The 20,578-nt window shown below is 39.2% G+C and carries 13 protein-coding genes and 1 tRNA gene; 10 read left to right on the top strand and 4 right to left on the bottom strand.

All coding sequences use genetic code 11. From position 1 onward, the window contains the following. Positions 1-101: 101 nt before the first annotated feature. The 3 genes from PALPR_RS14495 (at position 102) to PALPR_RS15585 (ending at position 7,062) form a co-directional block, all read left to right on the top strand. A complete protein-coding gene (locus PALPR_RS14495; protein ID WP_013446410.1) occupies positions 102-371 on the top strand; it encodes a T9SS type A sorting domain-containing protein in 270 nt (89 codons plus the stop codon). Positions 372-432: 61 nt separating this feature from the next. After that, a complete protein-coding gene (locus PALPR_RS14490; RefSeq protein ID WP_013446409.1) occupies positions 433-5,637 on the top strand; it encodes an MBG domain-containing protein in 5,205 nt (1,734 codons plus the stop codon). 84 nt (positions 5,638-5,721) lie between these two features. After that, positions 5,722-7,062, top strand: a complete 1,341-nt coding sequence (locus tag PALPR_RS15585) for an OmpA family protein (protein ID WP_013446408.1) — start codon at positions 5,722-5,724, stop codon at positions 7,060-7,062. Positions 7,063-7,200: 138 nt separating this feature from the next. Here PALPR_RS15585 and PALPR_RS14480 read toward each other — a convergent pair. Next, positions 7,201-7,274, bottom strand: a tRNA-Asp gene (locus tag PALPR_RS14480). A gap of 250 nt (positions 7,275-7,524) precedes the next feature. On the opposite strand from PALPR_RS14480, the gene purU reads away from it, so the two are divergent. From purU to PALPR_RS14455, 5 genes are all read left to right on the top strand, one after another. Further along, positions 7,525-8,391 (top strand): formyltetrahydrofolate deformylase, encoded by an 867-nt coding sequence (gene purU / locus PALPR_RS14475; RefSeq protein WP_013446407.1) that lies wholly within the window; start codon positions 7,525-7,527, stop codon positions 8,389-8,391. A 42-nt stretch (positions 8,392-8,433) separates the two neighbouring features. Then, entirely contained in the window at positions 8,434-10,197 is a 1,764-nt protein-coding gene (locus tag PALPR_RS14470; RefSeq protein WP_013446406.1) for an AMP-dependent synthetase/ligase, read from the top strand. Between the two features lie 102 nt (positions 10,198-10,299). After that, a complete protein-coding gene (gene truA, locus PALPR_RS14465; protein ID WP_013446405.1) occupies positions 10,300-11,055 on the top strand; it encodes a tRNA pseudouridine(38-40) synthase TruA in 756 nt (251 codons plus the stop codon). Between the two features lie 49 nt (positions 11,056-11,104). Then, on the top strand, positions 11,105-12,004 hold the full coding sequence (locus PALPR_RS14460) for a DMT family transporter (RefSeq protein ID WP_013446404.1): 900 nt from the start codon (positions 11,105-11,107) through the stop codon (positions 12,002-12,004). 173 nt (positions 12,005-12,177) lie between these two features. Beyond that, positions 12,178-12,435, top strand: a complete 258-nt coding sequence (locus PALPR_RS14455) for a type B 50S ribosomal protein L31 (RefSeq protein ID WP_013446403.1) — start codon at positions 12,178-12,180, stop codon at positions 12,433-12,435. Positions 12,436-12,492: 57 nt separating this feature from the next. On the opposite strand, the gene PALPR_RS14450 is transcribed toward PALPR_RS14455, so the two are convergent. Continuing rightward, a complete protein-coding gene (locus tag PALPR_RS14450; protein WP_013446402.1) occupies positions 12,493-13,152 on the bottom strand; it encodes a DUF3256 family protein in 660 nt (219 codons plus the stop codon). Next, entirely contained in the window at positions 13,124-17,650 is a 4,527-nt protein-coding gene (locus tag PALPR_RS14445) for a DUF748 domain-containing protein (protein WP_148226489.1), read from the bottom strand. Before PALPR_RS14445 ends, PALPR_RS14450 begins: the two co-directional genes overlap by 29 nt. A 111-nt stretch (positions 17,651-17,761) precedes the next feature. Between PALPR_RS14445 and tsaD the strand changes: the two genes are divergently transcribed. Both tsaD and PALPR_RS14435 read left to right on the top strand, forming a co-directional pair. After that, positions 17,762-18,790, top strand: a complete 1,029-nt coding sequence (gene tsaD / locus PALPR_RS14440; RefSeq protein WP_013446400.1) for a tRNA (adenosine(37)-N6)-threonylcarbamoyltransferase complex transferase subunit TsaD — start codon at positions 17,762-17,764, stop codon at positions 18,788-18,790. A 33-nt stretch (positions 18,791-18,823) separates the two neighbouring features. Further along, the gene (locus tag PALPR_RS14435) at positions 18,824-19,432 is read left to right on the top strand and encodes an exosortase/archaeosortase family protein (protein ID WP_013446399.1); all 609 of its coding nucleotides are present in this window, start codon (positions 18,824-18,826) and stop codon (positions 19,430-19,432) included. Here PALPR_RS14435 and buk read toward each other — a convergent pair. Continuing rightward, complete coding sequence (gene buk / locus PALPR_RS14430) at positions 19,429-20,493, bottom strand: butyrate kinase (RefSeq protein WP_013446398.1); 1,065 nt, start codon at positions 20,491-20,493, stop codon at positions 19,429-19,431. The two genes, PALPR_RS14435 and buk, sit on opposite strands and share 4 nt — an antisense overlap. Positions 20,494-20,578 lie beyond the last annotated feature (85 nt).

Raw genomic sequence — 20,578 nt, 5'->3', positions numbered from 1 at the left:
GCGGCAAAGTAGCGTTTGCTTTGCCGCTATAATTTTCTCAACCCTTATCAGCATCAATAATTCATCGTACATTAAATTATACATCTTATTCAGTAGCCTTTATGACTATTCCAAAAGAAATCCCAACAAAACCTACCACAGCCGGATCGGCTATAAAACTAGTACAAGATAATATAACTGACTGCTTTTACATTGAAGGCATAGAAGATATAGCCTTATTAATAGTCAGTGACCTACACTGCAAGGTGCTTATAAATAAAATGATAACCAATCGGGAGCTTGTATCAACAAGTTCATTATACAAAGGCACCTACATAGCAAAGTTGATTACTGATACCGGTATGGTAGAAAAGAAATTGGTAAAAGCATGACGGCAGAACTCAGAGTTGACAGTTAATTACCACGAATATAAAATACAAAAAACAATTACATATGAGAAAAACTTTTACCCTTTTATTTATCTTCTTAATAACCCTCCAAGTAGCCGTTAAAGCTCAGGATCGAATTTATTGGGGTATTACTAGCCAGAACATTAGTTCTGCTAAGTTAGATGGCACTGATGTCAAACGATCAGTAACACTTTCTGGTCAAATTTTCGATATGGAAACCGATTTCTATAAAGGCATATTGTATTATGGTGACGGATCAATTGTAAAAAAAACAAATACAGACGGCACCAACCTGCAAAAACTATATGAAGGTTCAAAGACTATCGGAGGGCTGGCTCTTGATTTAATAAATAATAAATTGTACTTCTCCGAATATGGAAGTGGTAATGTTATTATAAGGCGTTGTAATTTGGATGGAACAGGTATGGAGGTTATTGTAACCTCACCTAATTCAAATTTTTACACCTACAATCTGACTATCTCTACAACGCTACAAAAACTCTATTGGACTGAGTCCAAGTCATCTACTGCTAATAGTATTATTCTGCGTTGCAACCTCGATGGAACGAATGTTGAAACACTTATGACCACAACTAGTTTTATTCCCGGGTTAACCATTGACGAAAAAAGTCAAAGACTATATCTGGCTTATTGGAGTGAAAGCAAGGTAATGACTACTGACATGACTTGTTCTACAACGCCTACATTGGTTTTTGCTAATTCCAACAAGACGTTTCAGATGGCTGTAAGTAATGTGGATGAGAAACTCTATTTTGCCGAAATGGGCACAAAAAAAATCCGTAAATGCAATTTGGATGGTAGTTCGCCACAAGATATTGTTAGTGGTCTTTCAGGGCAACCAATGGCTTTATCCATACCAACCGTTCCTCCGGCACCTACCATCAATGCCAACGAAACATATACTTTTGAACTAAACGATTTCATTTTCTCCAGTGTAGATAAGAATTTATTGGCAAAGATCAAAATAACTACATTAACCAGCAAAGGAACCCTGTATTTGGATGCTAATAACAATAATATTGTTGATGCAGGCGAGGCAGTTGTCTTGAATCAGGAAATCGCGAAGGCCGATCTTGTAGCAGGCACATTGAAATTCAATCCGGCAGCAAATGAATATGGCTCACCGTATACCACTTTTACTTTCATATGGTTTAATGGTACCAGTTATACCACATTAGATCTCTTGCAGTATATTTATGTGCTGAGTATAGCACCTACAGTAACTACACAGGCTGTAAGTGATATAGGATCAACTACGGCCACCGGTAATGGAAATATCACTGATTTGGGAGTGCCGTTCCCCACATCCTATGGAGTTTGTTGGAATACAACAGGTACACCCACCACATCCGATAGTAAAGTGGATAAAGGGTCTATTTCTACAACCGGGGCATTTACTGCAGCTATAACCGGTTTAACGGCCAATACTACTTACAAAGTAAGAGCTTATGCTACGAATGAAGTCGGGACAAGTTATGGAACGGAAGTGAGTTTTACTACAGCAGCATCACCAACCGTTACCGCCATTTCACCCTCATCAGGCTCAACAGTAGGAGGAACAACGGTTACTATTACCGGAACCAACTTAATAGGTGTTACAGCTGTTAAGTTTGGCAGTACAAATGCCACCAGCTTTTCAGTTAATTCGACCACTCAGATAACAGCAGTTTCACCATCAGGCACTGCAGGAGCTGTAGATATTACGGTTACAACCCAGAGTGGTACGAGTACAATTAGTATTAACGATAAATTTACCTACTTTGGTGCACCTACGTTTACCAGTACACCAGTCACAACGGTTAATTACAACCAAGACTACAATTATAATGCAAATACAACAATTGAAGGAGGTATCGAAGCTACTATAACTGCTCCAACACTACCTGCTTGGTTATCAATAAATGGACAACAAGGCAATGGTACACCAAAATTAATTGGGAATATTCCGGCAGGAGTTCTAATCACCGGAGCGGCGGAAGACAACAACGGAAACATCTACGCAATAACATATTACGATGACGATAACACCACTTTAAATACAATATACAAAATTACCCCTGATGGCACAACCACAGTATGGAAATCCGGTTTAATTTCAGGTGCGGTTTACGAATTGCATATTGCGAATGGATATATTTATATTCCTCGATACATGTCAACCGTTAATTCTATAACCCGAGTTCCTTTGAATAATCCTGATGCTGTTGAAGAGAACTTCGCCTCATTAACACATGGTGCACTTGCTTTGACAGATCATGGCGGTTGGATATATGCCTCTGATTATAGTTCAAGAGAAATCGTCCGAGTAAATGAAACAACAAAAGCCAGCGAGATTATTTTAACCTCTGCAAATGGAATTCCATCAAGTGGAGTTTTTGGATTAGATTTTGACCAAAATGAAAATTTATTCATTGCCACCTATCAAAATAGAAGCATATTAAAATACAACACATCCACATCTACGCTAAGTACAGTACTCTCAGGTTTGCCAACTGATCCAACATCGATAAAAGTAGATAAGCAAGGAAATTACTATGTAGCATTAGAAAGCGGCGGTCTGAGAAAATACAAACCCGATTTTTCTTCTTATGAATCTGTATCACTAAATGCAAATGATGATGTCTGGGGGCTCTCTATGAGCAAAACAGGTGCAATTACATATTCACAATTAGGTTCTAATAATATATACAGTATAAAAAATGGCCTTATTTTACAAGGCACACCTGCCAAATCGGATGTAGGATCACACAATGTGGTTCTCCGTGCAACCAATGATGCCGGATACACCGATCAAACATTCACCATTAATGTTGTAGATAATGTGGCTCCGGTTGTAACAGCTTACAGCCCCGTTACAAATTCAACAGATATATCGTTGCAGCCAACGCTTAGCTTAACTTTCGACGAAGAAGTGAGTTTAGGCTCTACGGGAATTTTAAGTATTTACAATGGTGCATCACTGGTAAAATCGTACGATTTATCCATGACTGCCGATAGAGCATTATTTACATTATCAGCTGATAAAAAAACGGTTAGCGTAACACTTACCGAGAATCTTCCTGTCAATACTTTATTAAATGTTGGATTGAGTGCCGGATTTGTAAAGGACAAATACGACAACAATTTTGCCGGATTTACTGCTGCTTCAAACACATGGCAGTTTACAACTATTAATAAGGTCGCGCAAACAATCACTTATCCGGCAATAGATACAAAAACTTACGGCGATGCCGACTTTATACTGGGTAATGCAACTACTGATAAAGGATTGACCATAACTTTTACGGCCGCGGATCCAACCGTGGTTAGTATTACCGGCAATCAAGCAACTATTCTCAAAGCCGGTAACACAAAAATTACTGCTACACAAACGGGTGATAATGTTACTTTTGCAGCAACACAAGTAGAACAGATTTTATCGGTAAAGAGGGCATTATTGACGGTTAAAGCTGACAATAAATCAAAGGTTTATGATGGTCAAGTAGCTGACAATTTCACAGTAGCATATACTGGTTTTGTGAAGGACGAAACTGCCACAGCACTTATTGGCACCTTATCATTCACAGGAACTGCTGTAACAGCTATAACAGCAGGATTAGATTATATAATAACTCCGAGTGGTTACTCTTCAGATAATTATACGATCACATATGAAAATGGCAAGTTAGATATTTCTAAACGACCGATTACAATTACAGCCGACGCGAAATCGAAAACATACGGTGACGCTGATCCAGCATTGACTGCGCAAATCAGCTCGGGAACAATCGTAACGGGTGATGTGGCAAGTGGGTCATTGGTACGGACAACAGGAGAAACAGCAGCGGACTACGCGATTGATTTGGGAACTTACACCTACGGCTCTAATTATACAGAAACCTTTGTTCCTGCCAACCTAACGATTGGCAAACGAGCTATTACCCTAACCGCCGTAGCCGATACCAAAACCTACGATGGTACAACTGTTTCTACAGCTATTCCTACAGTAGGAACTTTGGCTACAGGCGATGCGATAAATGTAGCTCCTACGCAAACATTCGATAATGCTGCGGTTGGAACAACACATGTGCTGACAGCTTCGGGACTTACCATTAAAAATGGTAACACGGACGTAACGAGTAATTATGATATCAGCTATGTGCCTGCCAACGGTAATATCACGGCAAAAGCACTGACAATGTCGGATCCTACAGTAACGCTTAGCAAAGTGTACGATGGAAACACGGTTGCAGCAGTAACTGCAGGTACCTTATCGGGTGTGGTGACAACTGACGAAGGAAATGTGACTGTTACAGCTGTGGGGAATTATGATAATGCCACTATTGGAACCAATAAAATGATAACGGTGGTGTACACCTTAGGCGGCAGTGCAGCCGGTAATTATAGTGCACCTGCAAATTACCTGGGCACGGGAGCTGAGATTCTTTCCGGCAACATTACATTAGAGCCGCTATCGAATCCAACTCCTAACCCTGATCCCAACAGCACAGGATTAATTTTATCCTATAACGTTGTGGCTGGAGGACCAACCCAATATCAGATCACTTTCGAGGCATCTGCATTGGCAGTGGGTATTCAGAATGTAAGTTACACGGCTTTAGTTACAACGGGTACAGATGGAAGCATATCTATTACAGTACCGAAAGGAACAAAACCAGGAAAGTACAAAGGAACATTGCACATGCGAAATGATTTCGGTGTAGAAAGTCCTGCTTATGACTTTGTATTGACTGTCAATATCCCGACAGAATATATCGCTGTAAAATACAACCGGGTGCTGGTTTTGGATAACAGCACCAGAATATTCAGTGCTTACCAATGGTTCAAAGACGGTGTAGCTATCGAAGGCGCCACTAAGCAGTTCTACCGCGATCCGAAAGGATTGGTTGGAACTTATACGGTGCAGGCAACTGACATTAATGGTGAAATACTTTATTCATACCCTAAAGTATTGAATATTCCTTTAGCTCTTAAGGTGACTGCTTATCCTACTATGGTAAGACCAAGTCAAACCTGCACAGTGGAAATTACAGACGAAGCTATGGAGTTGGATATGGCAGGTGCTGAACTATCTGTATATTCCGCAAAAGGCATTCGTGTGTACCATTCTACGAAGGTAGAAAATCTGAATACAATTAAACTTCCGACAATGGATGGAGTGTACTCAGGATGTCTAACTACAGCCGATGGGCAATCATTTTCATTCAAAGTCATAGTGACAAACTAGCGATAAACTTTGCAGTAGCTCTTTTGGCTACCGCAAAGCTTATTCATTACCAAAAACAACATTAATTTGTAAAAGAAAATATAAATGAAAAGACATATTACAATAGTGCTGATTCTTCTTTTTTGCAGTATGCTGCAAGCTCAGGAAAAACAACAGTATCTGCATCTGACAGTAGGTGGCGGGTTGCATAATCTCTCGTACAACCTGCAAAACGGGACGCAAAGTGGCAAATTCGGAAAAACGATAAATGCAGGATACAGTTACTTCTTTACTCAGCACTGGGGGATACAGTCCGGACTCGGGCTGCAGTGGTTCAACGCCCATTCAACAATTAACTTTTTATCGGCAACGCCTCAGGTTGACATCGATGGAGAAAACTTCGAATTCCGCGTTAATTACAACAACTGGCAGGAAAAACAGCAAGCCTTATTTCTGGATATCCCCTTGACGCTTCAGTACCGACATGCATTGAGTAACAAAATAAGTCTTCAGGGATCGGCCGGTGGCAAGATATCTATTCCCATTAGCAGCAGCTATACAACCACCGGCGGTAGCATAACCACCACCGGTTATTACTCCCGATTAAACGCGGAACTAAGCAACTTACCTGAGTTTGGATTTACAACTACTACGGACAGTTATAATAACAAGTTATCATTGCGTCCATCATATATGGCTATAGCCGATCTGGGAGGACTTTATTCCTTGTCGCCCAAAATTGACTTGTACGTGGGAGCTTACATTAACTATGGGCTGAACAATGCATTGAAAAAAGACACGAAAGAAATTTATCAACTTGATGCTGTGTACAATGGAGTATTGGCAAGTACTCAAACGACCAAAGTAACCCCCATGTCTCTAGGTGTCAAAGTCGGAATCTATTTCCGGTTAGCGAAAACCCGCGAGATAAAAATTGCAGTTGAACTTCCGGTAATCACTCAACCAGCAGAACCTGCTCAAAAAACAGATACGGTGATTGTCTCTCAAAAAATAGATACTGTTAGCAAAATAGTCGTAGAACAACCAGTCATCAAAGACCCTACTCCTATTGAAAAAGAAAAGAGAACAGAACAGCCATTAGATACAGTATCTACGATCACGATCAATTTTACTCAGAATTCGGACAAAACAATACATGAAGAAGCCGATAAACTAAAAGAACTGACTGATATGCTGAAAGCAAACCCGAACCAGTGCCTACAGATCACCGGTCATACCTGTAATTGGGGAACGCGTAAAAACAATCTTCGGATTGGATTAAGAAGAGCGAATAGTGTAAAATCTAAACTCATCAAGCAAGGAGCACCTGCAAAGAAAATATTCACAGAAAGCAAAGGTGAAGCAGAACCTCTTGTTCCAAACACTTCAGAAGTAAATCGCAAAAAGAACAGAAGAGTAGAAATCAAAGTGGTGAAGTGTAAATAAAAAAGAGTCAATCGGTAAAATTGGACTATATCCAACTTTACCGATTGACCCTTGATCCCCTGTATTTGGAATTTGCATGACAACTGCACGACAGAAAAAGAAAACACCCTAACAATCATATGATTATTAGGGTGTTTGCGGTACGGACGGGACTCGAACCCGCGACCTCCGCCGTGACAGGGCGGCATTCTAACCAACTGAACTACCGAACCAGGTTTTATTGTCAGGCATTGTTCTCAAATGCGGTGCAAAGATACGGCAATTTTTCATTCTGGCAATAGCTCTGATAAAAATAATTCAATTTAATTTCAAAAAAAATCTTCTAAAAACCTTTTGCAGTCGTATTATAATGAAATTCAGATGGCAATGACAATACTTTATAAATACAATTTGAAGATATAAATATAGGTCTCCGATTAAAATGTTATCTTTGCATTCAGTTTATTGAAAAATTGAAATTGAATGAAACAAAATGGAAATACGGCAGTGTTATTAATGCACTGTCCTGACAAACCGGGTATTTTAGCTGTAGTTACTGAATTTATTAACCAACACAAAGGCAATATTCTATATTTAGACCAATACGTGAACCGCGAAGAAAAGGTTTTTTTCATGCGCGTAGAGTGGGACTTAACCCTATTTCAAATTCCAAAGGATAAAATTGAAGAGTATTTCGAGACTCTTATTGCTGTTCGCTATAGCATGAGCTTCCGTCTTTACTTTGCCGACACAAAACCAAGAATGGCTATTTTCGTTTCTAAAATGTCACATTGCCTCTACGACCTGCTGGCACGCTATGCAGCGGGCGAATGGGAAGTTGAAATTCCGCTTATCATAAGCAATCATCCCGACATGGAAAGTGTGGCTAACCGCTTCGGAATTGAATATCATGTTATTCCTGTTACTAAAGAAAACAAGGCCGAACAAGAAGCCAAACAACTGGAACTACTAAAAAAACACGGTATAACATTCTGCGTACTGGCAAGATATATGCAGGTCCTATCTGCTGATTTTATCGATCACTACCCAAACAGGATTATAAATATCCATCACTCTTTTTTACCTGCTTTTGCCGGTGCAAAGCCCTATCATGCTGCTCATGAGCGTGGCGTAAAAGTAATTGGTGCCACCAGTCACTATGTTACCAGCGACTTAGATGCCGGTCCGATTATAGAACAAGATGTAACTCATATTTCGCACAAAGACACGGTAGAAGAACTAATTAAAAAAGGACGTGATTTAGAAAAAATCGTACTATCCCATGCTGTAGAGAAACACATCGACAGAAAAATTCTGGCGTACAAGAACAGAACAATTGTGTTTCAGTAAATAACAAAACTTTTATTTATTACTTTAGTTTTATACTATCAGATGAACGTAACCAGATTATTTGATCTGCTGGATAATTATATTGAAAATTATCCGGATCAGGATGCAGCTTTGGTGTGCAAACGCGAAGGTGCTTGGAAAAAATTCAGCATCTGTGAATATGTGGAACTAACCAATGACCTAAGTTATGGCATGCTGGCATTAGGCATTCAGCCGGGCGACAAAATAGGGATTGTTAGCAGCAACCGCCCCGAGTGGAACATGCTTGATTTTGCGGCGATGCAAATCGGAGCAGTTTCTATTCCTATTTATCCCACTATCAGCCAGAATGATTACAGCCACATACTTAATCATGCCGAGATGAAAATGATTTTCATCGAAGGGAAAGAGCTTAGAACCAAGCTTAAACCCATCCTTCCTGAAATCAAGACACTAAAAGAAATATTTACGTTCTCTGATGAAAACAGCGAGTATAAATACCTCGACCAGCTTATAACGCTAGGCAAAGAAAATCGCCAGCCAGACAAACTTATACAGCTCAAAGCTTCAATAAAACCCGATGATTTAGCAACTATCATCTATACTTCAGGCACTACCGGAAGTCAAAAAGGTGTAATGCTTTCTCACCAAAACATAGTAAGCCAATTAAAAAGTCTTGAATCGATTCCTGCTAAGTGGAGCAACAAAGCATTGAGCTTCCTCCCACTCTGTCATGCATACGAGCGTATGTTGGTGTATCTTTATCAATACCTCGGCATGTCTGTGTATTATGCCGAGAGCCTTGGTACAATTGCAGAAAACATCAAGGAAATAAATCCAACGATGATGTCGTGCGTACCACGGTTGCTTGAAAAGATATACGATAAACTTTATCTATCAGGAAAAAAGCTGCCTTTTTTCAGCAAAATAATCTATTATTGGGCTTTTAATTTGGCTACCAAATTCCAATTAGAAGAAATGGGGTGGTATTATAATATCAAATATAAACTGGCCGAAAAACTGATTTATTCCAAATGGAGAGCTGCTATAGGTGGCAATTTCGACATAGTTGTATCGGGAGGATCGGCTATTCAACCTCATATTGCTTCATTTTTCTCTGCCATAGGAATGCCTGTTTTCGAGGGTTATGGGTTAAGCGAAACTTCACCCGTAATAGCTGTTAGTCAACGTGGCGAAAATGGTCGTAAATTTGGGACAGTGGGCTTACCGCTCCAGGGAGTTGAAGTCAAATTAGCCGAACGCGATGAAATAATCTGTCGTGGTCACAATGTCATGCTAGGCTATTACAAGGACCCAGCTCTCACCGCTCAGGCAATTGATAACGATGGTTGGTTCCACACCGGCGACACGGGCAAATTCACACCCGAAGGTCAGCTGATAATTACCGGTCGTTTAAAAAGCATTTTCAAAACCTCGTTTGGCAAATATGTAAATCCGCAGGCAATAGAGTCAAGATTCACCGAATCGGCATTTATCGAAAACATGATTGTATTGGGTGAAAACAAAAAATTTGCAGCGGCATTACTATCGCCCGATTTTATCTATTTAAAATCGTGGTGTAATAAACATAAAATCAAATACAGTACCAATGCTGAAATGATAGAGCATCCTGCAATTGTAAAACGTTATCAGGAAGAGATAAAGCACTACAATCAGTTCTTTGGTGATTTCGAACAAATTAAGCGTTACAAACTAGTGCCCGACGAATGGACCACTGCCGATGGTTTTCTTTCGCCCACTTTAAAAATCAAACGAAATGTCATCGAGTCGCATTATGCAGACGCCATTGAAAAGCTTTTCTCATAACCTGTCTTCTACTTGCAGCAGCAGGCGCATGCGGTGCCAACCGATAGAATAACAGCCACTCTTCCACTTGGCAAAGCCAAGAAATACCCGTATCTTTGCAGCGTGAAACGACGATACTTCATATATTTCTCCTACAAAGGCACCGCTTACCATGGCTGGCAAATGCAGCCCAATGGAATTTCAGTTCAGGAAGTACTGACACGAGCTTTGTGCACCATTTTACGCACCAATCTTGAAATTGTAGGTGCAGGCAGAACCGATGCCGGCGTGCACGCCAAACTTATGGTTGCTCACTTTGATTTTGAGACTGCTTTACCTTCTGAATTTGATCTGGTAGCCAAATTAAACAGTTTTCTGCCCGGTGATATTTCTATTTATAAAATTGCTGAAGTTAAGCCTGACGCCCATGCACGTTTCGATGCTATTTCCCGTCGATATGAATACCATATCTTCACCAATAAAAATGTTTTCAAAAATGAACTCGCCGTACGAGAAAGCGACAAGCTCGATTTTGAAGCGATGAATCTGGCAGCTAAAACCCTTACGAAATTTAAAGATTTTACCAGCTTCAGCAAACTTCACACTGACGTAAAAACGAACAATTGCCAAATTCATCATGCCGAATGGACGCAACAGGGCGATGAATGGGTTTTCACTATTGAAGCCGACCGCTTTTTACGAAATATGGTTCGTGCGATTGTTGGCACACTATTCGAAGTGGGGCGACGAAAAATGAATACTGACGAATTCGCAACAGTTATTGCAGCTAAAAACCGTTGTAAAGCAGGCGTTTCTGTTCCTGCTCACGGGCTATACTTGGTCGATATTAAATATCCTGACCATATCTTTATAAATTAACTCGTGCCTTTTGAACTATGAATTATTAATTCCCTTTTATTAGTTTTTTATGTGGTTATTTCTTGCATTTATTTCGGCTATTTTACTGGGCTCATACGAAGTTTTCAAAAAAGTTTCTTTAAAAGAAAACGCTGTTATTCCGGTAATTTTAGTCTCAATACTTTTTTCTTGCGCAGTTCTTACTCCTTTTTTGTTTATATCTGAATTTTTTCCGGATCTACTCAAGGACTCTGTTTTTTTTGTGCCTCGTGTTGACTTTCATGCACATCTGTTATTCGTACTGAAAGCAGCCATCGTACTTACATCCTGGCTATTTGCATATTTCGCATTAAAACACTTGCCACTTTCACTAGCTTCGCCTATTAAAGCCACGCAGCCGGTATGGACTGTGATAGGAGCCACCTTGTTGCTGGGAGAGAAACTCAACGGGTATCAGACTGCCGGAGTTGGCGTCACCCTGATTTCTTTTTTCTTATTCTCGGTTGTAGGAAAAAAGGAGGGTATATCGCTGAAAACAAATAAATGGTTTTGGTTTATCGTAATGGCAACCCTCACTGGAGCGCTCAGCGGATTGTACGACAAATACCTCATGAACAGATACGATGTTATGTCCGTTCAGGTTTACTACACGTACTACCAGGCTATCATTATGGGAATAATAACCCTGTTTCTGTGGGCCCCCACGCGAGAGAAAACAACTCCTTTCAAATTTAAATGGTCAATCGCCTTCATTGCTTTTTTTCTGGTAACAGCTGATTTTATATATTTCTACGCCTTAACTCTGCCACACTCTATGATTTCGGTAGTTTCTACTATAAGACGTTCGGGCGTAATCGTACCTTTTTTATACGGCGCCATTGTTTTACGTGATAAAAATATAAAACTCAAAATAGTAGATCTGATTGGAGTATTAATCGGGATGTTCCTTTTGTATTTAGGATCAAAATAACAGGCAAGATAAACAATTAATTTTCAATCAGATATTTAAATTATTCACAAGCAAGAGCTGTTTCAATTATCCATTAAAATAAAATTACAGGAAAATGTTTGATAATTAGATAGAAATTAGTACTTTTGCAAGCCCAAACAACAAGAAGAAAAATATAATTAAAACATACAGATATGAAAAGCGGAATCCATCCAGAAAATTATCGTCCGGTAGCATTTAAAGATATGTCAAACGGCGACACATTTATTTCACGTTCAACCGTAAACACAAAAGAAACTATCGACATTGATGGTGTAACTTATCCTGTGGTTAAAATGGAAATTTCTAGTTCATCACACCCTTTCTATACAGGTAAATCTAAACTTGTAGATACAGCAGGACGTGTTGATAAGTTTATGACTCGTTACGCAAAACGCGGAGAAAAGAAATAAGCACAATAAACGCATAATAAAAAAGCCCCGAACAAATTTGTTCGGGGCTTTTTATTATCAATTTCGAACCCAGACTCGTCCACTAAGCTTAAACAAAATAGGACTATTATTCATAAAAGGCGATATCAATTTCCGATCAGCCTCACTAAAGAAATCCAGCGTGTTATTTGTTGCCTGAATCATCTGCCCTTGATTTGTAAAAGTCAGCGATACGAAACCGATATCCAGATTATTCTTTATCCACTGTACATCTACCTGATCTTTTGGTAGCGCGCTTTCATTCACCCAGTCAATAGCCTTAGGCATTGTAAACTGAAGAGGTATAGCATTCCAGGCTGTATCGTAAAACTCTACGCTTGAGAGGCAAACCGGCGCACATACAGTACGTATAATACTAATTACTTTCACATTATTTTCTAGCGACAAAAGCTTCATCTCGAATGTTGAAGATGAAGAGTTTCGAACAACAATTCTTTTGCCAAGAGAGTCTAAACTCACCAGATAAGCCTGATTCCCGAATCTATTTACAACGCTGTCGCTCTGCTTTGCTTTGTGGTATCCAACCAGCTCCAAGCGGTTTTGCCTGCTTAAAGTAGGATTAAGAATATCCGGCATATCCACATAACAATCCTCTATAGTTTGAGAAAATGAACTCTGAGCTATCATTAAACAGATAAATATCAATAAACTATTTATTCGGAGAAACTGCTTTTTCATCTTTATTACTTTTTTTATTTCCTACAAAGAAATGCCAATAGTAGCTAAAAAGTTCATTCATGCTATTAAAGTCTTCCTTGTACATAAATCCAACTCCTTGTGTTTGTGTCGCTTTACTTAGCGTATACCGATCGACCGTATGATTATAGGCTTTGAATCGTAATTTTCCGGATTCCGTCAACAGCCATTGTAAATCGACATCACCTATAAATCTATTCGTATTATTGATCAGATTATCATTTCTATATCCCAAATTTCCATTGATTATCAATCTATTGTTCGGCTGATAAAATATCTGAGCCTGAATATCGCTGGTAGCAGCATCGTTCACCTGATAATCAAAACCAAGAGACAGATTATTACTTTTGAAAGTCTGCGAAATCCAGTTATTGAGCTGAGCACTAGCTGTTGATGTCAAAAGCGAAAGTCCCTGATTGGTTCCTAAGTTAGTTGCCAGACTTGCATTGCTTAGATAATCGGTAGTATAAAACTTATTGAAAACCAACAAATAAAGAATTTGACGATTCATCATTTCGTCCGTGTTAATTATATTCCTCACACGCTGTTTCACCCCTTCATCACTCTGAGGCAATTCTATATCAAAGTTTATAGTAGGCTTCATAATATCATCCGAAAGTTTCAGAACACAATTGACAGGAATACTTGTTCGGGTAGTTGTAGTCGACAAAGTTTCATCCAAGTCTTTGAGTGAAGCAGTCAAGGAGTATAGCGCACGAATTTTTCCTTTGGCATTATACGGACTGCCCGTCCATGACAACGTACTTCCCTGATCAATTTTAAACTCTTTACGAATCAGATTTTTAAACACAAATAAATAATCCCCATTATTTATAGAGTAAGTTCCATAAAGTTTCATATCCGAAAACGTATCAAAACTAATTTGCAAATTCCCGCTTCCGGTACCCCTGATTCTGTCTCCTGCTTTTGGATCGATAATCAATTCCATTTCGGCATCAGGAGTAACTTCAATTTGTAAATTTACCTTCACATTCATCTCTCCGGACGAAGCTGAAGATTTACGAACCGTGTTAGTATCTTTTCTGGCATTGATTATATTCTTATTCACGAAATGAATGAAACTGTTGTCCGAAGTTTTGGAAGCCCCACCCATCTGAATATAACATTTCGTATGGGGTTGAGATACCGCTTTCTCCACGTCAATATTAGCCACTTTATCATCACCATAAACATGTACGGTACCGCTGGCATATGCTTTCCCAAAAAAATAGTCATTATCTTCAGCCGTGGTATTCAAAGCCATAATATTTTTTCCAATAATTCTGGCATCATATTTCATGTGTTGAAAAAAGCCGTTGTGCATTATAGTAGCATTCAAACTAGCCTGATTCTTATCCTGATCGTATAATTTTACGTTTCTAAGTTCAATTGAGTTCTTTCTCATATGAACCGAGTCATTCAAGAAATAGGTAGTCTTAAGCATTTTCATTGTTACCTGTCCTTTATCCAAAAATGCATCGCCCTCAAAACACAAACCGTGCTTAAGTGGTCCGAACATCCTGATTTTACCGGTAGCCAGCCCTTTTACATCATGCACCACACTTTCAAAATAAGGCGACAAGAATTCAATACTAAACTTACGTGCATCATACAGTACACTTATCGTATCGGCTTTGGGATTATACAAGCAAGATGCAACTACCACAGTATCTTTCTTATCATTTACAAAAGTTCCCTTTGCCAGAAGATGACTGTTCAATTTATCCCAGTTCGAATTAATCTGCCCATCTCCTACTAAAACCTGATTTAGTTTTAGTGCCTGCACCCCGAGATCTGCCTCAAAAATAGGCTGTTGAAGGACGCTCAGCAGTGTTGCTCGCCCGGTAACCTTACCACTTATTCTGAAGCCTCTCAACTTGAGAAGCCCCATCACGAAGTCCAGATCCAACTGATTCATAGACAAGCTTAAACTGTCATTCTGATTTTTTGAAGCTACACCGTTGATATGAATAAATTGCTTGTTGTTATTATCAAATACAAAATTGTGGACACTTATGGTACTGTCAGCTTTGAAATTAATCTTACAGGGATGAATATTCCAAACCGAATCGGAAATTATCACCTGTGTTGGTAAAACAGCCAGGTCGGCAACAGTTCTTCCATTAATATTGGAGAATCGTGTTATTGATTTAATTTCGCCCGCATTGGTTACTTGTTGGGCATTTTGCCATCCCAATTGTGCTTTAAGCGAATCCTGAACAGCAGATGCTTTTAAGAAAATATTCATCAAACCATCTTTTTCGTGCATCTGAGCTCTCGAAGTAAACTGCAATTCTTTGGATGGATTGTCAACATGCAAGGCTATATTTTCTATTTCGCGCTTGCTGGATGACAGTTTAGGGAAATTAGCGGAAATATCAATCAGATTTGATTTTTCATCAATAAAACCTTTGATTGTTGAGAGTCCTTTTAGCGTATAAGACAAATCCAGCACATCGGATATTTCAGCCGTATTTGCTAACTGAAGGTCAATATCAATGTGATTTTGAAATTTTTGCGCAGGCTCCTTTACACTGGTTGACAACGATGGAAGATATTTACGGACTATTTTATTAATCGACTGTCCTACGGTACTATATTTAAAATTACCGCTAAATGAACCATTCACGTAATCGGAAGTAATTCCAAAGTGCGTAAAATCATTTTCGATACGCGAAACAAACTTAATATTGCTGACATTAAGCACTTTATTTTGATTTTTAAACTGAATACTATCAAATTGGATGAATCCATTGATATTATCCAGAGAATTACCAACAATATTTGTTTTACCATTAAAAGAAAGAATCGCTCCGGGGTACTTATCAGTTATATTCAGCGCATTTACATTCAACTTCTTCATTCTTAAATCGAAATCACAGACCGGCAACTTCTGAGTCAAATCAATTTTCCCCGTAAAGTGCGCATCTATATTCTGATCTTGTAAATCTACAACTCCATCATAGCCCTTCCCATCATACTTTCCATTTAGCTGAATATCGCGGTATGTATAATTATTAATTTTCAACTCTGAAACTTTTGCCTTGATTGTTCCCTGAAACTGTGTATTTTCCTTTTTACTTCCTACAGTATTTATATTAAACGACACATTGCCCAATTGCTTACTGGACAACAATCTACCCAACTGAAAATTTTCTGTTTTAATTGTTCCGTTGTAAGTCAAATCTCTCAGGTCATTAGCCAGTTTCAGTAAAATATCGGTAGAGATATTACCAACATTGGTACTCAAATTTCCATAAAGTACCAGGTTATTCAGGAACCCGGACACATTTCCTTTATAACGGATAAGCCCAAGTTGAGCTGCTTCTTTCGGAAGTAAGAACGGACTCTGAGTCAGCTCAGAAATAAAATCCTGCACGTCTCCCTTTTCACAACGTAATTCCTTGATCTGACCATAAATAAACGCTTCGCTCAGGCTAGGCAGCCCATTTATGTCTAAATCGGCATCCAATAAGAAATTGTTTCCGTAGCGAATTTGCATATTCTGAAATCTCAAGCTCGACAACCTTCCTGTAATCAAACCTTTGAGCGAAGCTTTTCCTTTTACATTCTTGAAATCAGGCACAAACGCGCTCAAATCAGAAAGTGCTACGGTAGATAGACGAATAGGCGCATTCCATTTCACCTTATTATTAAAGTGATGCAAATCAGACGAACTGTTATACTTGAGTTTAATATCTTCTAACCGAATGTTCGAGTTGGGCAATCTAAGCTCTACAGAGGGGATATTGATTGTGCTTGCTGAAACTAAAATACTTGTTTTAAAATTTGTCAGCGTCAAGCCGGATTGTTCGCGGGCACTCAAGCTTCGGATGTGCGCATCCATAGAGTCTTTTTTATAAATATTCAATGCTATATCTGCATTGATATCCTTTATTTTCAATCGGTTTGCATTGAATACCCCCGCATGCATTTTTTTATATTCCTTATAATTGGAATAATTGAACCTGGAGTTTTTTATCTTGAAGCGACTGATTCGATATTCTATCTGTGTAGAATCTTTGCTGGGAGGAGTCTTAAAGGCTTTAATTACAAAGTCGAGATTGGAGTGACCATTCTTGTCAATCACAAGATTACCAAAGAATTGATTCAACTCAATGGAGGTAAAAATAATTTTCCCCTGAAAAAATTTCCAGAATTTAAAATGAGCATCAGCTCTTTCAACAAACAGCAAGGTATCTTTTTGCTGATCCTCAACATATAAATCATGGATAGCGATATCATTAAAAAGCCTGTACTCTATCTTCCCAATGGTGACTTTAGTGTGAAGTTTGCTCGACAGTTCAGATACAATTACTTTAGACACAAGCCTCTGTATCGAACCAGTTTGAACCTGCATCAACAATAGCACGAGAAATAAAATTATTCCATCGATGCCTAAACCTAATATTTTAGCTCTTTTTTTTATACCTTTGAACTTTGTTTCGCAAAAGTAAATAATAATTCGTGAATAACGCAAGGAAACGGTTTCAACAAACCAAATAAAAAAGATTGAATAGCAATTGTTGTGCCAACAGGCAGTAGACAAAAAATGAAAAGCTGTTCATCAATATACCATACAAATAAGAAAATGAATTCAACAATTATATTAGGCATTGAATCATCCTGCGATGACACTTCAGCAGCTGTCATTCGCGATGGAGTAATGCTTTCAAACGTGATTGCAAGCCAGGCAGTTCACACCAGTTTTGGTGGCGTAGTTCCCGAGCTGGCATCCCGGGCTCATCAACTCAACATTATCCCTGTTGTACACGAGGCTCTTAAACGTGCCGGAATTGAAAAATCGGAGTTGAGTGCCATTGCTTTTACCCGTGGACCGGGACTGTTGGGGTCGCTACTGGTCGGAACATCATTTGCCAAAGGATTTGCTCAGGCACTGAACCTTCCGCTTGTCGATGTCAATCACTTGCAAGCCCATGTGCTTGCTCATTATATCAGTGAGGGTAAACCCGATGAACGACGTCCTGAATTTCCGTTTTTATGCTTACTGGTTTCAGGTGGCAACTCCCAAATTGTATTGGTAAAAGCCTACAACGACATGGAAGTAATTGGACAAACCATAGACGACGCAGCCGGCGAAGCATTTGATAAATGTGCAAAAGTCATGGGATTACCCTATCCCGGCGGACCACACATTGACCGTCTGGCAAAAGAGGGAAATCCAAAAGCTTTCACGTTCAACAAACCTCAGATTCCGGGATATAACTACAGTTTCAGCGGGCTAAAAACATCCTTTTTATATCTGCTCAGAGATAAAATAAAAGAGAATCCAAACTTTGTGGAAGAAAACCTGAACGATCTTTGTGCGTCGCTTCAGGCAACTGTGGTAGATATTTTGATGAATAAACTCCGAAAAGCTGCCAGCGAATTAAACATCCGACAAGTGGCTGTAGCTGGAGGAGTATCTGCCAATTCAGCTCTGCGTCAGGCCTTTCTGGACTTTGGAGTAAAACACAACTGGGAAGTGTACATTCCACCATTTGCATTTACGACCGACAATGCAGCCATGATTGCCATTACCGGTTACTTCAAATATCAACACAATGATTTTTGTTCGATAGAAGAAGTGCCTTTTGCACGCGTTTCCGACAAATTCTGATATTGTCATCAAAAAAATTAGTTTCAAAAGCTTATGAAATTACAACCCATCAAACTTCCTGAAAAATTAGAACCCTTTCGAGGTGTTATTTTTTTTGCAGTTATTCTGATGGTGGCTAATTTTTTCTGGAAATACAATATACTGGGCGACGAAGCAGCAAATTTGAATTCATCGGTAACATTCTGGGGTTGGGATATTTCCGCCCCTTTCACCTACGCTGCCCGCAATGTGGCTCATGCATGTGAATTTGCACTAAATACAATCGGTTGGGATGTAAAACTAAAACCCGATAATTCAATCAGTCATCCGAATGGACGCTCGGTACTCATAATATGGGCTTGCACGGGGCTAAAACAAGCGTATATTTTTTTCTGTATAATCGCTTTTTACCGTGGCCCATGGAAGAAAAAACTATGGTATATACCGCTGGGTTTATGCGTTGTCTATCTGTTTAATATATTCAGGATTTCATTCATCATTGCTGCTATTAAGAATCATCCCGACTGGTTTGCTTTTCTACACGAATATGCCTTTAAATATATTTTCTACGGAATAATTTTCCTAATGTGGGTATTCTGGGAAGAAAAAATTGCTCCAAGAAAAGAAAGCGATAAATCCAAGACGGAATCTACCAACAATTAATACACTTTGCTTTTTTCTCCCCTGAGCACCCGTAAGCCACTCATTGCAAGCGCTTCCATTTCATCTTCGCCCGGATAAACAACAACCTTCGCCATAGCTGAAATCATATCTTTAATATAATCCACCACAAATTTACTTCGAGCTATACCGCCTGTAAGAATAACTGCGTCCACATTTCCCGATAAAACAGCCAACATAGAACCTATTTCTTTCCCCACATTATATGCCATAGCTTGCAAAATCAAATCTGCATTTTCATCACCAGCTTTAATCTTTAGCTCTATTTTTTGCACATCGCTCAATCCCAAATGAGCCATTAATCCACCATTTCCGACAAGCATCTTTTTAATTTGAGCTTGCGTATATTTCCCTTCGAAACACATATCTACTAACCTGCCTGCATCTATTGTTCCTGCACGTTCGGGCGAAAACGGACCATATCCGTCCAATCCCTGATTGGTATCGATTACTTTTCCATAAGAATGCGCAGCCACTGAAATTCCACCACCCAAATGCGCAATTACCAGTTTCAGATTTTCATACGACATGCCTGTAGCCGCAGCATATTTTCGGGCAATAGCTTTATGGTTTAAAGCGTGAAACATTGATATGCGAGGTATTTCGGGCAATCCACTTACTCTGGCCACATCCTGCAATTCGTCTACAACGACAGGATCAGCAATAAAAGCCTGACAATTAGGTATATTTTCGGCTATTTCAAAAGCAATAACCCCTCCCAAATTGCTGGCATGCTCCGCAGAATGCGAAGCTTTCAGGTCGGACAACAGTTTATCATTCACCGCATAAACCCCCGACTCCAACGGCCTCACCATACCACCGCGCCCGACAACAGCCGACAAATCGGATAAATCTATACCATCGTTTTTCAAATAATCGAGCATCAATGTTTTGCGAAACTCATATTGATCGAACAGGGTTTTAAACGGTTTTAAGTCCTGAACCGAATGCCGGATTGTATGGAGACATACTAATGTTTCATCTTCGTAAACAGCAAACTTTGTCGATGTTGAGCCTGGATTGACTGATAGAATTTTATACATGCTTGTATTATTATGCAGTTTTTAATTAAGTGACAAAGATAGCTTTTAGGCAGAAAAAACTGCTATAGTAGATTCATTTAATTTT

The organism is Paludibacter propionicigenes WB4, assembly GCF_000183135.1.
In the GTDB taxonomy this organism is placed as follows: Bacteria; Bacteroidota; Bacteroidia; order Bacteroidales; family Paludibacteraceae; genus Paludibacter; species Paludibacter propionicigenes.
The sequence above is the reverse complement of the archived record's forward strand: the minus strand, read 5'-3'. Positions and strand labels throughout refer to the sequence as shown.

Bases quoted from the DNA above. Each gene is read 5' to 3' on its own strand.
- PALPR_RS14495 (WP_013446410.1), top strand. From the start codon at position 102: ATGACTATTCCAAAAGAAATCCCAACAAAACCTACCACAGCCGGATCG.
- PALPR_RS14490 (WP_013446409.1), top strand. From the start codon at position 433: ATGAGAAAAACTTTTACCCTTTTATTTATCTTCTTAATAACCCTCCAA.
- PALPR_RS15585 (WP_013446408.1), top strand. From the start codon at position 5,722: ATGAAAAGACATATTACAATAGTGCTGATTCTTCTTTTTTGCAGTATG.
- purU (WP_013446407.1), top strand. From the start codon at position 7,525: ATGAAACAAAATGGAAATACGGCAGTGTTATTAATGCACTGTCCTGAC.
- PALPR_RS14470 (WP_013446406.1), top strand. From the start codon at position 8,434: ATGAACGTAACCAGATTATTTGATCTGCTGGATAATTATATTGAAAAT.
- PALPR_RS14460 (WP_013446404.1), top strand. From the start codon at position 11,105: ATGTGGTTATTTCTTGCATTTATTTCGGCTATTTTACTGGGCTCATAC.
- PALPR_RS14455 (WP_013446403.1), top strand. From the start codon at position 12,178: ATGAAAAGCGGAATCCATCCAGAAAATTATCGTCCGGTAGCATTTAAA.
- PALPR_RS14450 (WP_013446402.1), bottom strand. From the start codon at position 13,152: ATGAAAAAGCAGTTTCTCCGAATAAATAGTTTATTGATATTTATCTGT.
- tsaD (WP_013446400.1), top strand. From the start codon at position 17,762: ATGAATTCAACAATTATATTAGGCATTGAATCATCCTGCGATGACACT.
- PALPR_RS14435 (WP_013446399.1), top strand. From the start codon at position 18,824: ATGAAATTACAACCCATCAAACTTCCTGAAAAATTAGAACCCTTTCGA.
- buk (WP_013446398.1), bottom strand. From the start codon at position 20,493: ATGTATAAAATTCTATCAGTCAATCCAGGCTCAACATCGACAAAGTTT.